This is a genomic window from Flavonifractor sp. An10 (assembly GCF_002161215.1).
In the GTDB taxonomy this organism is placed as follows: domain Bacteria; phylum Bacillota; class Clostridia; order Oscillospirales; family Oscillospiraceae; genus Flavonifractor; species Flavonifractor avistercoris.
The window spans coordinates 268,724-289,271 of record NZ_NFMB01000004.1 but is presented as its reverse complement, the minus strand read 5'-3'; the positions used below and the strand labels follow the sequence as shown (position 1 = coordinate 289,271).

General features: G+C 51.7%; 18 protein-coding genes and 1 pseudogene. 16 read left to right on the top strand and 3 right to left on the bottom strand.

Annotation, left to right across the window (positions count from 1 at the left end; genetic code table 11):
* Positions 1–7 precede the first annotated feature (7 nt).
* Together B5E42_RS08810 and B5E42_RS08805 are read left to right on the top strand one after the other, a co-directional pair.
* A complete protein-coding gene (locus B5E42_RS08810; RefSeq protein ID WP_087238755.1) occupies positions 8–2,491 on the top strand; it encodes an O-antigen ligase family protein in 2,484 nt (827 codons plus the stop codon).
* 127 nt (positions 2,492–2,618) lie between these two features.
* A complete protein-coding gene (locus B5E42_RS08805) occupies positions 2,619–4,004 on the top strand; it encodes an IS1182 family transposase (RefSeq protein WP_087238752.1) in 1,386 nt (461 codons plus the stop codon).
* 480 nt (positions 4,005–4,484) lie between these two features.
* On the opposite strand, the gene B5E42_RS18840 is transcribed toward B5E42_RS08805, so the two are convergent.
* A complete protein-coding gene (locus B5E42_RS18840) occupies positions 4,485–4,970 on the bottom strand; it encodes an IS3 family transposase (RefSeq protein ID WP_162613944.1) in 486 nt (161 codons plus the stop codon).
* 1,117 nt (positions 4,971–6,087) lie between these two features.
* Between B5E42_RS18840 and B5E42_RS08795 the strand changes: the two genes are divergently transcribed.
* From B5E42_RS08795 to B5E42_RS08740, 12 genes and pseudogenes are all read left to right on the top strand, one after another.
* Positions 6,088–6,444, top strand: coding sequence for a helix-turn-helix transcriptional regulator (locus B5E42_RS08795; protein WP_087238750.1), 357 nt, complete (start codon positions 6,088–6,090; stop codon positions 6,442–6,444).
* 38 nt (positions 6,445–6,482) lie between these two features.
* Positions 6,483–6,974 carry an RNA polymerase sigma factor gene (locus tag B5E42_RS08790; protein ID WP_087238747.1) on the top strand — a complete coding sequence of 164 codons (492 nt, stop codon included), beginning with the start codon at positions 6,483–6,485 and terminating at the stop codon, positions 6,972–6,974.
* 61 nt (positions 6,975–7,035) lie between these two features.
* Positions 7,036–7,929: a DUF4367 domain-containing protein gene (locus B5E42_RS08785; RefSeq protein WP_087238745.1), complete on the top strand. Its 894-nt coding sequence runs from the start codon at positions 7,036–7,038 to the stop codon at positions 7,927–7,929.
* 10 nt (positions 7,930–7,939) lie between these two features.
* Positions 7,940–8,368, top strand: a complete 429-nt coding sequence (locus tag B5E42_RS08780; RefSeq protein WP_087238743.1) for a hypothetical protein — start codon at positions 7,940–7,942, stop codon at positions 8,366–8,368.
* 252 nt (positions 8,369–8,620) lie between these two features.
* Positions 8,621–9,025, top strand: a complete 405-nt coding sequence (locus B5E42_RS08775) for a helix-turn-helix transcriptional regulator (protein ID WP_087238741.1) — start codon at positions 8,621–8,623, stop codon at positions 9,023–9,025.
* A 658-nt stretch (positions 9,026–9,683) separates the two neighbouring features.
* Positions 9,684–9,827 (top strand): hypothetical protein, encoded by a 144-nt coding sequence (locus B5E42_RS19335; protein ID WP_204244397.1) that lies wholly within the window; start codon positions 9,684–9,686, stop codon positions 9,825–9,827.
* Positions 9,828–9,899: 72 nt separating this feature from the next.
* A complete protein-coding gene (locus B5E42_RS08770; RefSeq protein ID WP_087238739.1) occupies positions 9,900–11,501 on the top strand; it encodes a recombinase family protein in 1,602 nt (533 codons plus the stop codon).
* Entirely contained in the window at positions 11,501–12,253 is a 753-nt protein-coding gene (locus B5E42_RS08765) for a recombinase family protein (protein ID WP_087238737.1), read from the top strand. The genes B5E42_RS08770 and B5E42_RS08765 overlap by 1 nt, the downstream gene beginning before the upstream one ends.
* Positions 12,250–13,896 carry a recombinase family protein gene (locus B5E42_RS08760; protein ID WP_087238735.1) on the top strand — a complete coding sequence of 549 codons (1,647 nt, stop codon included), beginning with the start codon at positions 12,250–12,252 and terminating at the stop codon, positions 13,894–13,896. The genes B5E42_RS08765 and B5E42_RS08760 overlap by 4 nt, the downstream gene beginning before the upstream one ends.
* The gene (locus tag B5E42_RS08755; RefSeq protein ID WP_087238733.1) at positions 13,893–14,642 is read left to right on the top strand and encodes a metallophosphoesterase; all 750 of its coding nucleotides are present in this window, start codon (positions 13,893–13,895) and stop codon (positions 14,640–14,642) included. Before B5E42_RS08760 ends, B5E42_RS08755 begins: the two co-directional genes overlap by 4 nt.
* A 575-nt stretch (positions 14,643–15,217) precedes the next feature.
* Positions 15,218–15,706, top strand: coding sequence for a low molecular weight protein-tyrosine-phosphatase (locus B5E42_RS19160; protein ID WP_087238731.1), 489 nt, complete (start codon positions 15,218–15,220; stop codon positions 15,704–15,706).
* A 66-nt stretch (positions 15,707–15,772) separates the two neighbouring features.
* Positions 15,773–16,573 (top strand): annotated as a pseudogene (locus tag B5E42_RS08740) (PDDEXK nuclease domain-containing protein).
* Between the two features lie 219 nt (positions 16,574–16,792).
* On the opposite strand, the gene B5E42_RS19330 reads toward B5E42_RS08740, so the two are convergent.
* Together B5E42_RS19330 and B5E42_RS19575 are read right to left on the bottom strand one after the other, a co-directional pair.
* Positions 16,793–17,035, bottom strand: a complete 243-nt coding sequence (locus B5E42_RS19330; protein WP_204244396.1) for an IS30 family transposase — start codon at positions 17,033–17,035, stop codon at positions 16,793–16,795.
* Between the two features lie 97 nt (positions 17,036–17,132).
* Positions 17,133–17,462: a helix-turn-helix domain-containing protein gene (locus tag B5E42_RS19575; protein WP_242967069.1), complete on the bottom strand. Its 330-nt coding sequence runs from the start codon at positions 17,460–17,462 to the stop codon at positions 17,133–17,135.
* A gap of 452 nt (positions 17,463–17,914) precedes the next feature.
* Here B5E42_RS19575 and B5E42_RS08730 point away from each other — a divergent pair, with 452 nt between their 5' ends.
* The gene (locus B5E42_RS08730) at positions 17,915–18,721 is read left to right on the top strand and encodes a hypothetical protein (RefSeq protein ID WP_087238729.1); all 807 of its coding nucleotides are present in this window, start codon (positions 17,915–17,917) and stop codon (positions 18,719–18,721) included.
* Positions 18,722–18,749: 28 nt separating this feature from the next.
* Complete coding sequence (locus B5E42_RS08725) at positions 18,750–20,159, top strand: radical SAM protein (RefSeq protein ID WP_087238727.1); 1,410 nt, start codon at positions 18,750–18,752, stop codon at positions 20,157–20,159.
* The last annotated feature ends 389 nt before the right edge of the window (positions 20,160–20,548 follow it).

Below are 20,548 nucleotides of genomic sequence, written 5' to 3'. Positions count from 1 at the left end.
GAAACCTATGTCCAAGAAGAACCGCCGCAACCGAAAGCCGGCCGCAGCACCGTCGGCCCCTAACCCGGCCACGGCCTCAGCCGCCCCGGCGGCGCCGGCCGAACAGGCTGCGCAGCCCGCGCCGGCCGTACATCTCCCAAAGGCCGTCCCGGAGACGCTGGTCTCCCTGCCGGCGCTGACACCGAAGCAGATCGGCCTGTTTGCAGCGCTGATCATTGTATTTTTCCTGATCCAATGCCTCAGCTCCGCCTCAACCATCAAGGTTGTGGCGATGGTGGTCACCATCGCCGCCGTAATCGGGATGTTTGTCCGCTTTCCGGTCCTGCACAAGCGCCTTACCATCCCGCTGGCTGCGGTCTGCCTGTGGGTGATCATGAACGGGACTTCCACGCTCTACGCCGTCTCCGGAAAGTTTGCCCTGTCTGAGTTCCTGAAAATGCTGGTCGCCTTCTCCCTGTTTATGATTTTCGTGGCGTTCGCCCGGGGGAAGGGCGCGGATCTGGGCCGGGGAATCGCCGGGATCCTGGAGTGTGCTGCGGCGCTGGCCGGCCTGTTCAGCATTGATCTGCTCTCCACCCGCCTGCTCAGTACGCCCTTCCTGGGCTTCCTCGGCCTCTTTTCCCAGGACTACGCCAATCTGATCCCGGTGGAGTCCGGCATCCGCATGAACTCCATTTTCACCAATCCTAACACCTTTGCCGGCTGTGTGGGCATTGGCGTGCTACTCTCCCTGGGCCTCGCCGTCACGGAGCAGCGGAAGGGCATGCGCCGGTTCCATCTGGTCTGTCTGTTTGCTAATGCTATGTCCTTCGTCCTGGCCTTTAGCATGGGCGCCAGCGGCGTGATTATGGTGGCGTTCCTGATGTACCTGATTATAGAGCGCCGGGAGCGGCGGGCCTCCCTGCTCCTGCTGATGGTGGAGACCCTGATTCTCACCGTCGCGGCCGCCATGCTGGTGTCCATTACTTCCCTGGACGAGTGGAGCGGCTTCCAGCCCATCCCCCTTCTCTGCCTCATTGCGGGCGCTGTGCTTCTGTGCGTGGTGGATGAGTTCGTCGGCGCACGCCTAGCCGCCAAGCTCCGTGAGCAGGGGAAGGCGGTGCTACTCCTGATTGTGGTGGTTTTGGCCCTGCTGGCTGGCTTCATCCTGCTGGCCTTTAATCTCACTGGTAGCGCGACTCTGGCGGCTGGGGACGGGCTCCGCCGGTCGGCCTACCCGGAGCCCGGCGCCTATACCCTGGATGTCACGGCGGATGCCCCTCTTACCGTGATGATTGAGAGCCAGAACCGGCAGGACACCATGATGCACACCAGCACAGTGCTCTACAACGGCGATGCCGACGGGGCCGCGTTCACCGTCCCGGAGGACAGTCTGGTGGTCTATTTCAACTTCACCGCCCCGGAGGGGGGCACCGTGGAGGCGGTCACCTATCAGGGAGACGGTGGCTCCGGGGAGCTGAAGCTGGGGTACAAGCTGCTGCCCGGCTTCATGGCCAACCGGCTCCAGGGGCTCTTTGCCAACCAGAACGCCATCCAGCGCACTGTGTTCTTTGAGGACGGCATCAAGCTGTTCCTCCGCAGTCCCGTGATCGGCCTAGGCATGGGCGCCTTTGAGAACGGCATCGTCAGCGTGCAGTCCTTCTACTACGAGACCAAATATGCCCACAACCACTATATCCAGGCGCTGGCGGAGACCGGCGTGATCGGCCTGATCCTCTTTGTGGGCGTCCTTGCTACCGCCGCTGTGGCTATTTGGAAAGAGCGGCGGAAGGGCGAGAACAGCCATCCCTTGGCCCCCGCCCTAGGCGCGGCCCTGGTGTTCATGGCGGGCCACGCCGCCACGGAGGTTGTGTTCTCCTCCTACTCCTATCTCATCTTGGCTCTCGGCGTATTCGCGCTCATCAGCCTGTGCTGCGGCGATACGCTGCCCCTGCTCCCCAGCATGGACACGATCCGCGGATGGATGGTGGTGGGCCTTGCCGCACTGATGGTCGCCTATGCGGTACTTCTCGGACTCAACCTGCAGGCCCGGAGGATGGTGGATCAGTCGCCCACCTTTGATACCCTGGAGGACGCGATCGCCATTGACCGCTTTGAATGGGCCGACTACATGCTCTCCTACGTCTACAGTGCGGAGTCGCTGGACGAGTCCAACCTGGACATCATTCACCAGGCGGACGGTTACGCCGCCCAGCTGTCCCGAGTGGATTCCAACACCATCCCGCTCTATCTGGCGGAGTATTACTTCCAGATGGACCGCCCGGCAGATGCCATTCAGATGTTGGAGAAGTACGCCGATTATGTGGCCGCAAATCCGGATACCTGGCACTCGGTGTTCCAGATGCTCCAGCAGTATCAGCAGGATACGCAGGAGTATCGGGCGGGGGTACTCGGCCTCTATCAGATGCTCCAGGACTGGAATGCGGAGAATATGGGGATGATCACCCTTACAGAGGACGAGATGGCTTTTGTGGGATGGGCGCAGTCCTGACTGGGAACGCGGAACAACGGAGCCCGCAGGCTTAAGGCTGCGGGCTCCGTTCAGGCTGTCGAAAAAGTCCAGCGAAAGCTGGGCTTTTTGCTATAAATGAGATAAAATAGAGCTGGTGGTGAGAAAGATGCTGGAACGAGAGAAAATGGATCGAGATGCGGTTGAGATAGTAGGAATAGACAGCCTGGTACCGCAAGATCATCTGCTTCGGAAAATCGATCAGGCAGTGGATTTCAACCGGGTGTACGAAATGGTGGAGCCATTGTATTGTGAGGACAATGGCAGACCAAGCGTAGACCTAGTGGTGCTGTTCAAAATGGTACTGATCCAGCATGTGTATGGGTTGGCGTCACTGCGGCGGGCGGCGGAGGAGATAAGGGGCAGTATTTATTACCGCTGGTTTCTGGGATATAGCTTGCAGGAAGAGACGCCGCATTTTTCCATGGTGAGTTATAATTTCCGGCATCGCTTTACAGAGGAGACGGCAGACCAGATTCCGTTGGATTTTGGGGAAGCGGCGGAGGCGGGCTGCCTTTCACCCAAGGCGGTATTTATTGACGGCACGCACATTAAGGCCAATGCCAATACGAAAAAACAGGTGAAGATCCAGGTTCCTGTGGCCTCCAAACAGTGCGCCAGGGAGCTGATGGAAGAGGTAAATGCAGACCGCCAGGCCCATGGAAAGAAGCCGTTTGATGACAACGACGAGTCTCCGGCTCCGGCAAAGAAGCGCCGGGACAATACCTCCAAGAAGAGGCTGGTCCGGCAGAAGAAGGAGAAGCTGCGTACGGTGACCCGGAGCGCAACCGATCCGGACAGCGGCTTATTTGTAAAGGGAGAGCACAAACGGCAGTTTGCCTATGAAGCCCACACGGCCTGCGACAAACATGGATTTATTCTGGAGACAGTCATTACGCCCGGAAATGTACATGACAGTGTGGCATTTGATGTAGTCTATGACCGTGTGACAGCAGCTTTTCCGGAAGCAGAGACGATTGTTGCCGACTCCGCCTACAAGACGCCTCACATCTGCAAGAAGGTATTTGAAGATGGACGTGTGCTGTCCACCGCATATAAGCGGCCTCAGACCATGAAGGGCGGACACGAATGGTGGAAGTATGTATATGATGAGCACGATGACTGTGTGATTTGCCCGGAATACCAAGTCCTGACCTACCGCACCACCAACCGGGACGGATACCGGGAGTACAGGAGTAATCCCAACATCTGCCTCAATTGTCCTACACGCCATTTGTGTACCCATTCCAAAGACTGTGTCAAAACCATGCACAGGCATATTTGGAAGGACTATGAGGAATTGGCTGACGATGCCCGCTATACGCCGAAGTACCGGGAGCTGTACAAGCGGCGGAAAGAAACTATTGAACGGGTCTTTGCCGACGCCAAGGAAAAACACGCTATGCGTTATACCCAGTACAGAGGCTTGGCCCAGGTAACAAACTGGGTGAAGCTTAAATTTGTTGCCATGAATCTCAAAAAACTGGCAAATTAGTTGTGGAAGAAGTTGTTTTCTCCCTCCGCTTTTTTCCTGGCCTGGCCCTTATTTGCCAGAAACCCAGCTTATCCCTTATGCATAATCTGCCTTTCTCGACAGGCTGAACGGAGTCCGCAGGCTTAAGCCTGCGGGCTCCGTTGCTCTTTACCGGGCAGCCGAACTTCTTGACGCTGTCTGTCAAAGCTGACAAAATGGCAGATGAGCCCTTCCCGAAAAAGTAGACAGGAAAAAACGCAGAAAAACGGAAAGAATCGCAGGCATACTCAAAATTACTCAAGTCATGCGGTAAAAGTGTGCAGCTGGTGATCAAAAGCGCGGGGAGGGAGCCGACCGAGGGCGGAATGTGGGCGGACGGTGTTGTAAAAGGCCTCAATATAGGCGAAGAGATCAGCCGCAGCGGCGCGGCGGGAATCATAGCGCCGCAAGTAAACCAGCTCGCATTTCAGGCAGCTGAAAAAGTTTTCGGCCACGGCGTTGTCATAAGGGTCGCCCTTGCGGGACATGCCGGTCACGGAAGGCTGCGGCGGCATATTGGCCGCCCCGGTCGCTGTGAAAAATCAGCCCAGGGCCGGGCCGCTCACGGCGTACGGCCATGTCCAGCGCGGCCAGAGTCAGCTGGGTATCGATGCGGCTGGAAAAGGCACAGCCTACCGCCTTTTTAGTACATAAGTCCTTGACAACGGCCAAATACAGCCGGCCCTCGGCAGTGGGGATGTAGGTAATGTCGCCCGCCCAGGCCTGATTTGGCCGCTCAAAGGAAAATTGACGATGCAGCAGATTAGGCGCGATGGGATGGCTATGGCGGGAGTTTGTGGTGGTCTTGCAGGCTTTCTTGCGCGTGGAGTGGATGCCGGCGGCCTTCATCAGCCGGTACACCCGCCCCCGCGAGCAGGGGTACGCGGGCTTGACCATATGGTACAGACCATCCAACCCCAGCGCGGGATATTTCTCGTGCAGACGCACCAGTTCCCGCAGCTACACCTGATTGCGTTGTGTACACCGGCTCTGCCCACGTGTACGCCAGGCATAGTATCCGCTTCGGGGGATTTCCAGCAGACGGCATAGCTTTCCCACAGAGACTCCCGTGCGGCCGGCTTTGATGTACCGGTATTTATCCTCTATGGTCTGGAAAGTATGCCGACGGATTTTTTTAGGACTTCAATCACCTCATCCTTCTCGGACACCTGCTTGCGCAGAGACGCACCTCCGCCTCCAGCTCCCGCAGCCGGCGGCTGTCCCGGTTCCAGCGGTCTGCCTGTCCTGCCTGCACCCCAGCAGTTTTCAGCCGGCTGCGCAGCGTGTCAACGCAGAAGAGGAAACCTCCCCTAAAAAACCTCAAATATAGAATCATTTTGTGGACATTTTTAATCTTTGGGTAGCCCATTTGGTAGCCATCAAAATGGGGTGTTTTACCAGGAATTATAGTATTTATACAGCATTAACGAATAATATGCAGAATAAAATTCCAATATATTGTCCCAAATTTTAGAAGCAGCCGGATATAAAATATGGCTACATAGAGTGTAAAGTGACTTATTATTGTATCAGACAGTATAAGCTCGTACTTTATGAGACAGATAGTTTACCTACTGATAGAAAGTGGTGTGGACGAAATATTTTAAACCAAACCGAACAGAAGCCAGATTTTCTTTCTGTTACCACAGAAAAGATCTGTGCAAACTATCATGGAACACTAAATAGCCCGTCCTTGATGGATATTTGTCAGCAACTTACATATCGGCAACCAATGCCTGTGTTGCAGATACGCTGTTTTCGTTATTCCGGTGGGACTACAGGGTTTCCGGTATGTCCAAGGTGCGGCATTACCATGGAACGTGAGTATCAGCGGTTTTGCGATCGCTGCGGACAGCGACTCGATTGGAGATCCTTTAAAAAGGCCAAACTGGTTTTGTATAAATAGCAGAAGCGCTTATCCACGAGCATAACGTAAAACAGATAGTTTAGACAGATGATATATTATATAAATTCAGGCGATTATAGCTATATAATCCATTTATTATATTTTGTAGCCCATTTACAATACTAATAGATAGGCAGGGTATTAAGATGGGAGCATAATATGTCAAAGATAGATTATGGAGAGATTGGAAAAAACATCCGCATTCACCGCACACAGAAGAATTTAAAACAAAAGGATCTTGCCGAGAAGATTAACGTTTCAGCACAACATATCAGTCATATCGAAACAGGCCGGGCACAACCAAGCCTTCCGGTTCTAGTTGACATAGCGAATGCCCTAGATACAGATATCAATACCTTGCTGGGGGCAAACCTGTCAACTGGGCGGAAGAAAATTTTGGAGGCTCAAATTGCAGAAGAACTGGAAGGTGCTACCGTAGAGGTTCGGGAACGCATCCTAGCTTTCTGCAAAGAAGAAATCCAATTCTATCGGAAGATATTAGGACTGTCGAATTAGTTGGAATTTGACAGTCCTTTTATTAACGGAGAGGGGCTGTGGTCGGCGTGAATGATACAGAATTTTTCCTGAAATTGTATAAAGACTACATAAATGAACTTTTGAGGTACGCCAAACGGTGGGTAGATGAATATTTGGCAGAGGATTTGGTGGAGGAGACCTATTTAGCGGCATGGAAAGACATCCGCAAGGTTCGAAAGCACACGGCACCCAGAAAATGGTTGTACAAAACGCTATATCACAAATGCACGCATGAGGTGGAGCGCAAGAGTTACTGCATGGAAATATCGATGGAATTGAGTGCCTTTGACGCAATATATACCGATGAAAGAAAGAGTATTTCCGACCTAATTCCCAAAGGCCTTTCTCAGGCAGAAGAGAAGCTGCTCCGAATGCGCTACGAAGAAAACGCAGAATTCCAGGATATTGCAGAATTTCTGGGAATCAAAGAAGTGGCGGCACGAAAACGTGTTGCGCGTGCTGTGGCAAAGTGCAGAAAGTTATTGACGGAGGACATCTCGGGAAAATAGTTTTGACAGATGTCCCGAAAATCTCTGATCACCGGATATTAAATAACGAGGAGGTAACTGTATGCCGGGGAAAAAGCAGGGCGGGCCTGTCGAGGTTCGACTGCGTGATTCCACACGCGAAGAAATTTGCGCCCTGTGTGATTGTTCCAATCAAGAATTGCTGGCAATCATGGAGCAGGAAATGGAACGGCCAGGGGAAGAATTCGACGATGAGCTGTTCGATGCGGCGCAATCCCTGTTGGATGAGCGGACACCCATTGGAGAACAGGTGGATGTTGAAACAGCTTGTCGGGAATTTTTGGAAGCACATGCGAATCTGTTTCAGCAGGAAGGTGGTGATAAGGACAGGCCCACAGAGAAGAAACGTCGCAGATCTGTCCGGCAGATTCTTCGTACTACAGTCATAGCGGCAGCTCTTGTAATAGGAATTTTTTGCCTCGGGGTTGTTGCAACAGGAAGAGATCCATTTGTAGTGATAACTGATGCAGGTGAGGTCTTAATTAGAAACGTGACTTGGGGGCCGTCAGGGACGCTCAATCTTCCGCAACCAAATGGTGGATACACCTCATTAGAAGAAGCATTGTCAGACTATAATGCAGAGGATGCCGCCGTAATCACATGGATACCATCTCGATTTAGTATAGATACAATAACAGTTCAAAACATTCCAAGCGAGTCGGCAGATAGCTGTTTTAAGCTGTGGATTTATTACCATGCTGATGAGGGCGAGCTTGTCTATGGAGTATTACCATTACCTCACATGGATGAGCGCAGTTTCATAGAGAAGGATCTACGGGAAGAGGTAACTGTCTTATCTGTTCAAGGCAAGAAATATGAGATAGTCAATAATAAAGGTTGGATGCAGATATATTGGGTTGATGATAACTATAGCTATACATTAACAGGAAATATATCTGAAGAAGAAGCTGAAGGAATCTTATTATCATTAGAATAAGGAGAATGTTATGAGAAGACGGATTGTTGCTATGATGATGGTACTTTCTCTTATTTTTTCGACCGCTGGGGTAGCTAATGCACAAGAGGACAGGGCCAGCGACTACCTTTCAATCTATGGGATCTCTTTGGAGGCCCAAGGCAATGGGCGCATAGAAATTTTTTACCATGTAGACGGGAAAGGGCTAATGGACTGTGTTGGCGCCCAAGCGCTTTACATTGACTACTATAACGGCGAGGAGTGGATCCCGTATGAGACACAGTTAGGTATACAGCATCCGGACTTCTATAGCTACGATGCATTTGGACATATTGGGTTTGCTTATTTTGATGGTGAGTCTGGAGTTGATTACCGTGTGACCCTTCAGGCATATGCTAGAGGATCTGATGGCGGCTCTGACACAGGACTTGTTACATCCAATTCCGTTACATGTTGGTAATTCATCGAAAATAAATTTATCAAGCGTACCAGCCACCTGCACAAATCATAATGAGAAATTAGTATGCAGGATTAATGAGTTCGGAGCCTTACAGATAGCTTTTTAGCTATGTGTAAGGCTCTGTTTTTTGCCCTATGCTCCGCTAAAAAGCGGAAAGGGCTCTATGGTCAGACGATGGCAACCATACATCGCAAAATATCCATGAGCTTCATCTCAAATTTTCCCCAAAATTTTGAGATGGAGTGAGCGATTATGAAAACAGCAGATTTTCCCAACACTAGGTACTCTCCCAGGGAAAGGAAAGCTCCCATAGATAATCCCGATCTAATTGAGTTTGGCAGGAATATCCAGGTGTGGCGGGAGCGGATTGGGATGACGCAGGAAGAACTGGGAATGGAAATCGGAGCGGATAAGGGGAAAATCTCCCGTTATGAATCCGGACAGATGGTGATGAAAGTGGATCGTCTTTTCCGGATTGCCGAAGTGCTTCAGGTACCATTGGATGAACTATGTCCGAAATGGCTACGCAGACAAGAGCAGACCGAATCCAGGCTGTACCAGCTTGCAAAAATGATACAGAACCTGCCTGCGGAAAAACAAGATGTATTTTTTCATGCGGCAGAAGCAATGGTAATTGGGTTACCATTGACTAAATAGCTGTACATCAAATTGAGTTATTGCCGTTTAGAGCAACAACTTTTCCAAAAGTTTGCTCTTTAGGGAAACGACAAATTCCGGAAACCATGTTACGATCAAGGCAGTTCAGAGGAACCGGCCAGGGGGCCGGAAATCAGGACGGAACGGGATACCAGCCAAAAATCAAAGTGTCCCGGCAACTTTGAAAATTTCATATCCGGCAGCGGGATACATCCGCTGACGAGAGGCCCTCCGGGAGGAGGGCTGAAGCGACACTGGAGGATGCGCCAAGACCACCTGTGCGGGAGACCGCATCAAAGACGGCCAAGGAAGGTGCAGAGCGGTGCCCATCCGTCCACAAAGCTGCCTGTGGCGGGCTGTTTCGCATTGCAGCTGGTTTACCCAGCCCGACCCTCGTCAGCAATCTAGTAATGATACTCCTGTCCAGCCACAGCCCCGGGTGATACCGGGAGCAAGCAATGGGGGCAGCTCGGAGAGATCCTCGGAGGGGTGAGATTCCCGTGATGTGTGCCAACACAGTCCGTCTGCTGCCGCCCATGGCCCGGGAAGTAGTGTCGAATAGGGCTAACCAGCGAAATGTATTTTTGAGAAACTCAGTGGGGGCCGTTCTGCGGCCATATGCCTCATAACGGCCCCCATTTTGAAATGGAGATATGGGATGAACCAGAACATCAACTACATTGGGATGGTGAACCTCCTCCGGCATCTTCAGAATGCCGGCCTTGTCAGCCGGAAGGAGGCCAGGAGGATTGCCGTCCGGCTCCGGACAGAAACCGGGGCGGACGTCATTTATTCTCTCTGATTTTTGTTGCGTTTGGATATGGATATTTTGTGGAAGTACTGGTATTGTGTGTTGCTGACAGGAGGCGATTCCGTGGACGAGCAGAAGAAGGGCAGAGGTTCCTTGGCATTGGACGAAGCACCTCGGGTGATCACCATCCCGGCCAGCAATCCAGTCAGGGATCGGAAGCTGCGGGTGGCGGCCTATGCCCGTGTAAGCTCCAGTTCAGAGGATCAGCTCAACTCCTTCGCCGCCCAGAACGCCCACTACACGGAGCTTATCACCGCCAACCCGGAGTGGGAGTTCGTGGACGTCTATGCCGACAAAGGAATTACCGGAACCTCGGCGGAGAAGCGGGAGGACTTCCAGCGATTGCTGGCGGACTGCAGGCGGTGCCGGATTGACAAGATCCTGGTGAAGTCCTCCTCCCGGTTTGCCCGGAATACCAAGGAGTGCCTGGAGATCATCCGAGAACTGAAAACTCTGGGGGTAGGGGTGTGCTTTGAGGAGCAGGGCATTGACACCTCTGAACTGGCCGGCGAGCTGCTCACTGCCATCTTCGCCATGATGGATCAGAAGGAAAGCGAGAATATCTCTCATAATATGCGATGGAGTTATCAGGTGCGAATGCGGAATGGCACATACCGCCCCTCATATCTCCCCTACGGTTTCATTCACAAAGATGGGGAAATACAGATTCATCCGGAGCAAGCTGAAGTTATTCATAGAATTTTTCAGGAGTATTTATCCGGTATCAATGTAGAAGAAATTACAGCTGGGTTACGCAGAGACAATGTTCCGAACAGAAGCGGAACGCCAGCCTGGAGTTCAACGGGGATACGGTATATCCTATCCAACGAAAAATACATAGGGGATTCTCATTGGCAGAAATACTATACGACCACCTCACTTCCGTTTCAGTCAAAAGTGAATCATGGTGAAGTGGATTCCTACTATGTACGCAGTACCCATCAAGGTATCATCACACCAGAGGAATTTCGTGCCGCAAATCTGCTGATGGAGCAGAGAAGACAAAAAATCATACCGCCTTCTTTACATACGTACCCGTTTAAACGGAGAATTTTCTGTGGTGCCTGCAATTCGGTTTTCCGCCGAAAAACAATGGATGGGAATATATATTGGGTCTGTATTGGAAGAGATAAAAACCGAACAGATGACTGCCCAATTATGCCAGTTCTTGAGATTAAAATCGAGCGGGCATTTCTTCGGCTACATTATAATCTTCGGCATCAGGGTCTGCCCATCCTCACCCAACTGCTTGCAGACCTCCAGAGCGCCCGGAAGGGCAAGCTGCTCTGGAGCCTGGACATCGTGGCACTCAACCAGAAAATTGCAGACATTACCCGTCAGGATCGACTGTTGGCCCAGCTCAAGCAGCAAGGGCTTGTTGATCCTGACATTTTTATATCCCGCCGAAACGAGCTGGCGGAACAGCTCCGCGCCGCAAAGCTGGAGAAGGAACGGTTCCTGGAGGCCGAGGAGGATCAGACGATCCTGCAGACCCAGGAGCTGATAGAAGCCCTGGAGGCCGGGCCGGACCTCCTGGACGCCTTCGATGGGGAGCTGTTCCGCGAGCTCGTAGACAAGATCATCGTGGAGAGCAATGACCGCCTGCGGTTCCGGCTGGTCAACGGCCTGGAGCTGACAGAGCCTATCGAAAGGACGGTGCGGTGATGGGGAGCAACCGGAAGCGGCCCTTCGGCTACAAAATGGAGTTTGGGGAAGTGGTGCTCCACCCTGCAGAGGCGGAGACGGTGCGCTGGATTTACGACAGCTACCTGGCCGGGGCCAGCTACAACGCCCTGGTGGACAAGCTCCGAGAACGGGACGTCCCCTATGACGTGGATAAGCCCTGGAACAAAAACATGGCGGCCCGCATCCTGGCGGACCGCCGGTACACCGGCGAGGCCGGATATCCGTCCATCATCCCGGAGGGACAGTTTCACATGACCCAAGTGCGGCGGCAAGAACGGGCAAGCCCCTGCAAAAAGACGCCTGCCCAGAAGGAACTGCGGAAGCTGTGCGGCGGCAGCCCGCCGGCCTGGGTGGAACAGCGGGTACTTGGCCTCCTGAACCGCCTGATCCAGCACCCGGAGCTCATTACCTGCCCAGTCATAGAGGACGAACCCATGCCGGAGGCAAAGAAGCTGCGCCGGGAATTGGACGGGCTCCTGCACCGCCCGCCGGTGGATGAGGCCCAGGCAAAGAACCTGGCCTTCCGGCTGGCCGCCCTCCAACTGGACGCCATCGGGCCGGAGGAGTATGAAACCCGTCGACTTCGGAGGCTGTTCCAGGGGCGGGCACCCATGGCAGAACTGGAGCAGGAACTGCTCCACGAGAGTGTCCGACGCATCACCGTCAGCAACGGGACGGTCACCGTCCTGCTGAAAAATAATCAGACCTTGGAAGGAGGAAAAAATGCATGAACGATACCGCACCCCAAGTGATTGTGATCCCAGCCAAAGTGGAGACACCCCAGGAACAGGAGAAGAAGCGCCACCTGCGGGTGGCTGCCTACTGCCGGGTGTCCACCGACAGCGAGGAGCAGCTGTCCAGCTATGAGAACCAGCTGACCTACTACACCGAGAAGATCATGAAGGAACCGGGCTGGACCATGGCGGGGGTATTCGCGGACGAGGGCATCACCGGCACCTCCACCTGCAAGCGGAAGGAGTTCCTGCGGATGATCCGCCAGTGCAGGCAGGGAAAAATCGACATGATTCTGGCCAAATCCGTCTCCCGATTCGCCCGCAACACGGTGGATACCCTCAACTTCACCCGGGAGCTGCGGGGCCTGGGCATCCCGGTGATCTTCGAGGAGCAGAACATCAACTCCATCTACCCCGAGAGCGAGTTCCTGATCACCCTCCACGGGGCCTTCGCCCAGGCCGAAAGCGAGAGCACCAGCAGCCGGGTGCGGTGGGGCAAGCGCCAGGCCATGAAGTCCGGCCACGTCACCATGCAGTACAAGCAGCTGCTGGGCTATGAGAAGGGGCCGGACGGAAAGCCCAGGATTGTCCCGGAGCAGGCGGAGGCGGTGCGCTTCATCTACGACCGCTACCTGGCTGGGGACAGCATCCAGGAAATCAAGGCGGCCCTGGAAGAGAGGAAAGTCCCCACAGTCTCCGGAAAAGAGGTGTGGATGGGTTCCCATATCCGGAGCATCCTGACCAACGAGAAATATTGCGGGGACGTCCTGCTCCAGAAAACATTTATCCAGGACTGCATCAGCAAGAAGGTCATCCCCAACACCGGTCAGCTCCCCAAATACCTGATTCAGAACCACCATGAGGGCATCGTCAGCCGGGAGACCTTCGACGCCGTGCAGTTGGAGATGGCCCGGCGGAACGCCAAGGCGGGCGCCACGAGAAAGAGCACCCCTACCGGCCGGGGCAAGTACAGCGGCAAGTATGTGTTGAGCAACCTGCTGTTCTGTGGGGAGTGCGGCACCGCCTACCGCCGGTGCGTGTGGACCCAGCACGGGATGAAGCGTCCCGTGTGGCGGTGTGTCAGCCGCCTGGACTATGGGAAGAAGTTCTGCACCCATTCCCCTACCCTGGACGAGGAACCCCTCCAGCAGGCCGTCCTGGCCGCCGTCAACGCGGCTATGGCTGATCACGACGCTCTGACCGGGCAGCTCACCGCTGCCATGGAGCAGGAGCTGGCCCCAGTTCTGGGAGAGAGCATGAGCCTGGCGGACATCGACCGTGCCCTGGAGGAGCTGAGCAGCCAGTTCAACAGCCTGCTGGCGGAGGCGTCCGCCACCCCCGGGGCGGACTACACGGAGCGGTTCCGGGAGCTGTCCGAGTCCACCGCACGGCTCAGGGAGCAAAAGGCCAGGCTGGAGGGCATCTGTCAGGAAAACCAGAAGGTGAACCAGCGCCTGCGGGCGGTATCAGCCGCCATGGAACATATGACGGCGGCGCTGACAGAGTGGGATGAAGAGGTAATCCACCAGCTGCTGGAGAAGGTGACGGTGCTCTCCCGGGAGAAAATCCGAGTGACCTTCCGGGATGGCCGGGAGGTTGAGCAATATGTGGCACAGCCAAGAAGGAGGAAGCTGGCATGAAGATCTTCGCTACAGGCGACACCCATGGAAATTTTGAACGGTTCCGCCCGGAATACTTTCCGGAGGGGCAGGAGCTCACCAAGGAGGATGTGGTGCTCCAGCTGGGGGACTTCGGCGGCGTGTGGTTCGGAGATGAACGGGATGACGAGGCACTGGACTGGCTGGAGGGCCTGCCTTTCACTGTGGCCTTCGTCTCCGGGAACCACGAAAACTACGATGCCTTGGCCCGATACCCGGTGGAGACCTGGCACGGCGGCAAGGTGCAGCCCGTCCGGCCCCACGTGCTCCACCTGATGCGGGGACAGGTCTATGAACTGGCCGGGTTCACCTTCTTCACCATGGGCGGCGCGGCCTCCCATGACATTGAGGACGGGATCCTCAGTCTGGACGACCCCAGCTTTGAGCGGAAATACCGGATACTGAAGCGGAAAGAGCGAGCCCGGTTCCGCATCGACCACCTGTCCTGGTGGAAGGAAGAACTGCCCTCAGAGGAGGAATATGCAGAGACCAGAAGAAACCTGGACGCCCACGGCTGGGCGGTGGACTACATCCTCACCCACTGCGCCCCCACCGGCATTGCCCTCCAGTTCTCCCGGCACAACGCGGCGGATCACCTGACGGACTTCCTCCAGGAGGTCAAAGACCGGGCGCAATACCACTACTGGCTGTTCGGGCACCACCATCTCAATCAGGCAATAGACCAGAAGCACATTGTGCTGCGGGAACAGATCGTACAGGTTCTATAGCAGAAGGCCGTAAGGGAAAGGGCGGCGGTTTGATCCGCCACCTTTTCCTTTGCGGCCTTCTGGCTGAGGCAATGCGCCGGAAAGGATAAGAACGATGAACAAGCGAAAGCCAGTTGACTATACCGCGATGTACGCCGCCTTGGGCAGCATAATACAAACCGAACTAACAGAGGTAGAACTGTGCTTCGAGATCGGCAGAATTGTCTGCGCCCGCCCGGAGAAGGGCGCGGCAGTGATGGCTGCAGAACATCTCCAGGCAACCTACCCCGGGGCCAGGGGCTTCTCACCCCGTAACCTGCGGCGGATGCGGGAATTCCACCGTGCCTATGCTGATCACCAGGAGCTGCTGGAATTGGCCCTGAAGTTGGGCTGGACACAGAATGTAGCTATCCTGGAGGGCTGTGAGAGCAACCGGGAGCGTGCCTGGTATCTCCGGGCCGCACTGGAGCACCACTGGGCAAAAGCGGAGCTGCTGGAGCAGATCCAGGCCGGGGCATGGCTGCAATCCACACTCGACGAACAGCAGGATTCCTGCTATACTGAAGAAAATACAGTGAGTGTGGAGTGTCTGGAGCATGAGGAAAATCCTTTTTGTGTGTCACGGCAATATTTGTCGGAGTCCAATGGCCGAGTATGTGATGAAAGACCTGGTGAAGAAAGCGGGACTGGAGGACGAGTTTCGTATCGCCTCGGCGGCCACCAGCCGGGAGGAGATTGGCAATCCGGTCTACCCACCAGCCCGGCGAAAGCTGGCGGAGCACGGCATCTCCTGCGGCGGACACGCTGCCAGGCAGCTTCGCAACATCGACTACGAGGAATACGACCTGCTCATCGGGATGGACAAGGCCAACCTCCGCAATATGTACCACATCTGCGGCGGCGACTTCAACGACAAGATGCACCTCCTGATGGAATACGCCGGCCGCCCGGAGCAGGAGGTGGCAGACCCCTGGTACGCCGATGACTTCGATGCCACCTGGAGGGACGTGTTGGCGGGTTGCCAAGGGCTACTTAGGTGCCTGATGGTGGAAGGGAAAAATGAACATGTTGATGAATTCAGGTGAATACCTTGCCATCGTTGAGCAGCTCAAGCGAGAGTTCAAGACAGCGCAATATCAAGCATCGGCACAGTGATCAGTGAGCGCAAAGCCTGGGGCAATAAATTTATTGAAAACCTGGCTGCAGATATCCGGCGAGAGTTTCCAGGTAGCAAAGGCTATTCCGTATGCAGCCTAAAGTATATGGCTAAATTCGCCCGTACCTATCCAAATCGTGAATTTGTGCAGACGCTGTCTGCACAAGTTTCTTGGTCACACAACATAGCAATTCTTGACAAAGTTAAAGGTCCAGAAGAAAGAATTTGGTATATTCAGAAAACCATAGAAAATGGCTGGTCCCACAATGTACTGATCCATCAGGTCAAAAGTGGGTTATACCAGCGTCAGGCGTTAGCGGATAAGGTTTCTAACTTTAAGAACCGGCTTTCGTCGCCACAAAGTGAATTGGCTGGGCAGGCAATGAAGGCCCCCTATATCTTCGATTTTATTCCATTCAAAGAAGATATGGTGGAACGGGATAATGAGCAAGCGCTGGTCAGGGATGTGACCAAGCTTCTGCTGGAACTTGGAACTGGTTTTGCGTTCCTAGGCAATCAGTATCACCTCAATGTAGGCGGCGACGATTTCTACATTGATCTTCTGTTTTATAATTTGAATTTGCGATGCTATATGGCGATTTAGCTGAAAACCGGCGAATTCAAGCCGGAATACACAGGCCAACTCAATTTTTATCTCTCCACAGTGAATGGGATTTTGAAGAAGGAGCAGGGCCACCCGTCCATCAGTCTGTTGCTCTGCAAGAGCAAGAACGACTTCGTAGCGGAGTACTCCCTCAAAGATATGAGCAAACCCATCGGTGTCAGCGCATATTAGGTCACCAGCAACCTATCAGAGGAACCGCAGAATCAATTGCCTTCCATAGAAGATATTCAAAAATATATCATAGCTCAAAGAAAGTGTGAGCATTAAAAAGTTTAAATGAATAGTCAAACTAAGTGCAACAGGAATTGAGTTCAAAGTCCCATAATTCCTGTGCGGAATGGAAATTCGAAACTTTGCGAGGCCTGGCGTTGATCAACGCCAGGTTTCGTTTTAGGGGGGCAGGAGCGACCCTGGATAGATTCCTGCCTTTGGATAGAACTCCCGGAGCAGACCGTTGAGATTCTCGTTTGTGCCTTTCTGCCAGGTACAATAGGGGGCGGTAAAATAGACATCGCAGTGCAGCCGTTCTTCGATCCTGCGCCAGTTAGCAAATTCCGCGCCCCGGTCACAAGTGATCGTCTTGACCAAATGGCGGGGGAAGGCAGAAAGCACAGAGACGATCGCGTTCTCCATGGTCTCTGCCCTTCGGTCAGGAATTTTAACCGCAATGAAAAGCGTGTCTTACGTTCCGCTAGGGTAGCAAAGCAGGCCTTGCTCTTGCCCTGGCCGCTCACCACCGTATCCGCTTCTCAGTGCCCGGCCTCTTTTCGGCTGTACACGGATCTGTCCCGTTTGTGGATCGACTTGCCCTTACTGTATTTTCCACGCGTTTCCTTGCTCCCATGGCTCTTCCCTTTGCGCCGTAGCAGATACTTTTTTGTGCTGTATGAGGATAGTAAGTGAGAATGTCATACATATGTGTACAGTTTCGTCGTATCTCCCGTGAGACCGTACTCGCGTTCCTTCCTACCAGCCGTGCGATCTCTCGGTAACTCAGCCCATCCACATAATATTTCCGTATACAACTGCGCTCTTCTATGCTAAGATGATGGTAATTCATATAGTCCCCTCCTGGTGTTTGGGGTGTGTGGTTACTCCATTCTACCACTGGGGGCTGTATGAACTCTTTTTATCTAACTAAACTGTTGCGCTTGATAGTATAATTCACCGTTTGCACAAATATATAAATTTGAATGACCTTACTTGATTTGAACAAAGAGATGTCATTGTTCAGATCAGGTAGGGGTATTTTATGCTTGGTCCTGTGGGGTTTCGAGCTTTTCTATGTCACCAGTCAAACACAGGCAGAGTAAAATAAAACCCGAAATGTGTGCTTGGCAGAATATAGACCTTAATCATGACAGTTGCTTCAAACTAAATCTAGGAAAGTGTTCAAAAGAGATATGTGAAATAATATTGATTGGAAAATTTCGGCGAATATGATATGATAGTAAAAAATAATCTTGAATTATGTGCTGATTTAGAAATTGAGAGGATGCTTGGGGAGAAATTATGGAAAAATTTTTTGATAAGATAGGACTATACGATATTTGGATAGTACTCTTTCCTGGCGTAATTTTTTTGATTGGCATTAGATCCCTCTATGATTTTATGATATCCTTGAGCGGACTCATCTCCATAACGCCAGGAATGATTGGAAAGTTAGGACTCATCTTGCAAATGAATATTGCTACTCCATCGGATATCTATGAACTTCTAGTGTTGTTGGCATTTTCCTATCTTTGTGGGATGATTCTTCACGAACTTAGCAGTATTTTGAAGAATAGATTAATCTATCTGAAGGCTGATCCCCGCACCCTGCTGTTAGACGAAAATGCAGGGATCTTAAACAATCAAGAACTCCGCAATCTGATGCCTTTTCTGAAATCATTAAACAATGGTAACGACTTTTCTCAATCTGAGCCGGAGAAATTGAGGGATGAGAGTAAATTCTTATTTCATCGGATGAACAAAAGACTACAAGACAAAAAGAAATCTGGCGATTATGTAAAACTGAATATTATTTATAATATGTGCGGTACACTGTGCATAGTTCTTGCCATTCTATCGCTTATTACATTTGCTTTCGGAGCGGATTTTTTCTTTCATAAAGAATATTTTGCATTCTTTTACTCCCTTATGATTTTGGGTATAATGATTGTTTTATTGCTAATTTTGCTGTTTAGGAGCAAAAGGTATTATAGATATTGGGTCCGAAATATTATTTTTGCCTATCAAGAATTATGCTGGGATAACGATAGCAACTCAATGGAACATATAGCTCCAGAACAGCAAGAATCAAAAACTACAAAACCATAGCTATAAAAAGTCCGTGAGGTGCAATAGAATGAACGAGAGGAAAAAAGTCGATTTATTGTTAATTAATCCCCCTTTTCACAGGAGAAATGGGAGCGGTACTATATTCCCCCTCGGTTTAGGATATCTTATTTCAGCAGCCAACGAAGAAGGCTATACCTGTGATGTAATCAACGGCTATTCTATGATTGACTCCTACGCTGAAAGCGATTTAAACCACTTTGCGAAAAATTTGCAAGATGCCTTGAAAACCTATGAGCCTGTTCTTGTCGGGATAGGCCCCTGTATTACAACACAGCTGAGAGCCTTGCAAATTATTGCGTGCTACTGTCTGGATATCTATGGGCCTGAGCGGGTATATGCGGGTGGTCCACTAGCTTCAATCGATGGACAAGAATGGCTTTTCTTTGAGTTTTTGAAGATTCGGTATATAATAAAAGGAGATGGAGAAGAAGCCGTCTGCAAAATGCTTCGTTGTCTCAAAAATGGCAGAAGCTTAGAAAATTGTAGCTGTGTGAGTCGACGGGGATATTTTTATCATAATAAGGTTGTAGATATCGATAAACTTGCTTTCCCAGAACGGCCATATCTCGCGGAAAATGTCTTTTCCTTGAGACGGAGACAAAAAAACCAATTTTTATCAGCAAGTATGATTACCTCCAGAGGTTGTAAATACCATTGTCGCTATTGTGTATCTGGCAACCTAAACTACAAAAATTTCAGAAAACGGAGTAACAAAAATATTGTTGATGAAATGCAGTTTTTAAAGGAGCGTTATCAAATTAAGGATATAATTTTCTATGACGATTGTTTCTTCAGCAATCCTCAAAATATCCATCAGGAGGTAGCAGATTTTTGTAATACTTTGATTAGCAGGGGACTTTCTATGACTTGGCAGATGGAGATCCGTTGCGACACCTTTTTACAGCTGGACGAGACCGATTTGCTGTTGCTAAAAAGAGCCGGCTGCCGCCAGATGAATCTGGGGATTGAGAAGACCTTTATTGCTGGACTACAGGCTCTTGGGAAACATATTCCTTTGCATGGTCTACCAGAACAGATTCAGTACATGAAAGCTCTCACTGGCATCCAAGCTGCTGGAACCTTTATTCTTGGTGGGAGAGATGAGACCGAGGCGGATGTCCGAGGAATTATAGAGAATTCAACAAAGCTGAATCTCGATTTTGCTCATTACAATCCCCTATTTGTCTATCCAGGGACTCCGTTATATATGGAATATTTTGCGGATGAACGGGAATGGGTCAGCTATCTATTAAAGGACAACTGGTTGTGGGGGGAGATTGTCTACGAAAATGCTAATTTGAGCAGAGAAAAAATTTTACATCTGTCTGAGGAAGCTTATAAGCAATTTTATGCGGACTTGCCCTATAGAGATGACAAGATGGTAAAGGATAGGTTTCGGTTACGTCCAAGTATATAATTACGGGATGCTCTGGATTGCCCGAATTGGCGCTCAGTGGCAGGAACTACCGGAGGCCTACGACCTCCTGCATTCTGTGTGTATACCCGATTCGCTAAATGGGGCCAGCTATATGATTCCGCCACAAAGTAATGTTCCGGCGCCTTGACCGGTAGATTGGCATCTGTACAAGGAGCGGCATCTGATCGAGTATTTTTCAGAAAATCAAGTGGTTCCGCAGAATTGCCACCAGGTATGACAACCGGGATGCCTCATTCCAATCTTTTGCTTGCCTGGCCGCTATTACCGTATTGTTTTTTATAAACAATTCCCTCGATTTTTCAAATAAGGCTTAATCCTCGTCAAAAATATATCCCATAGCGCTTGTTTAGTACCAAATGGTAAACATA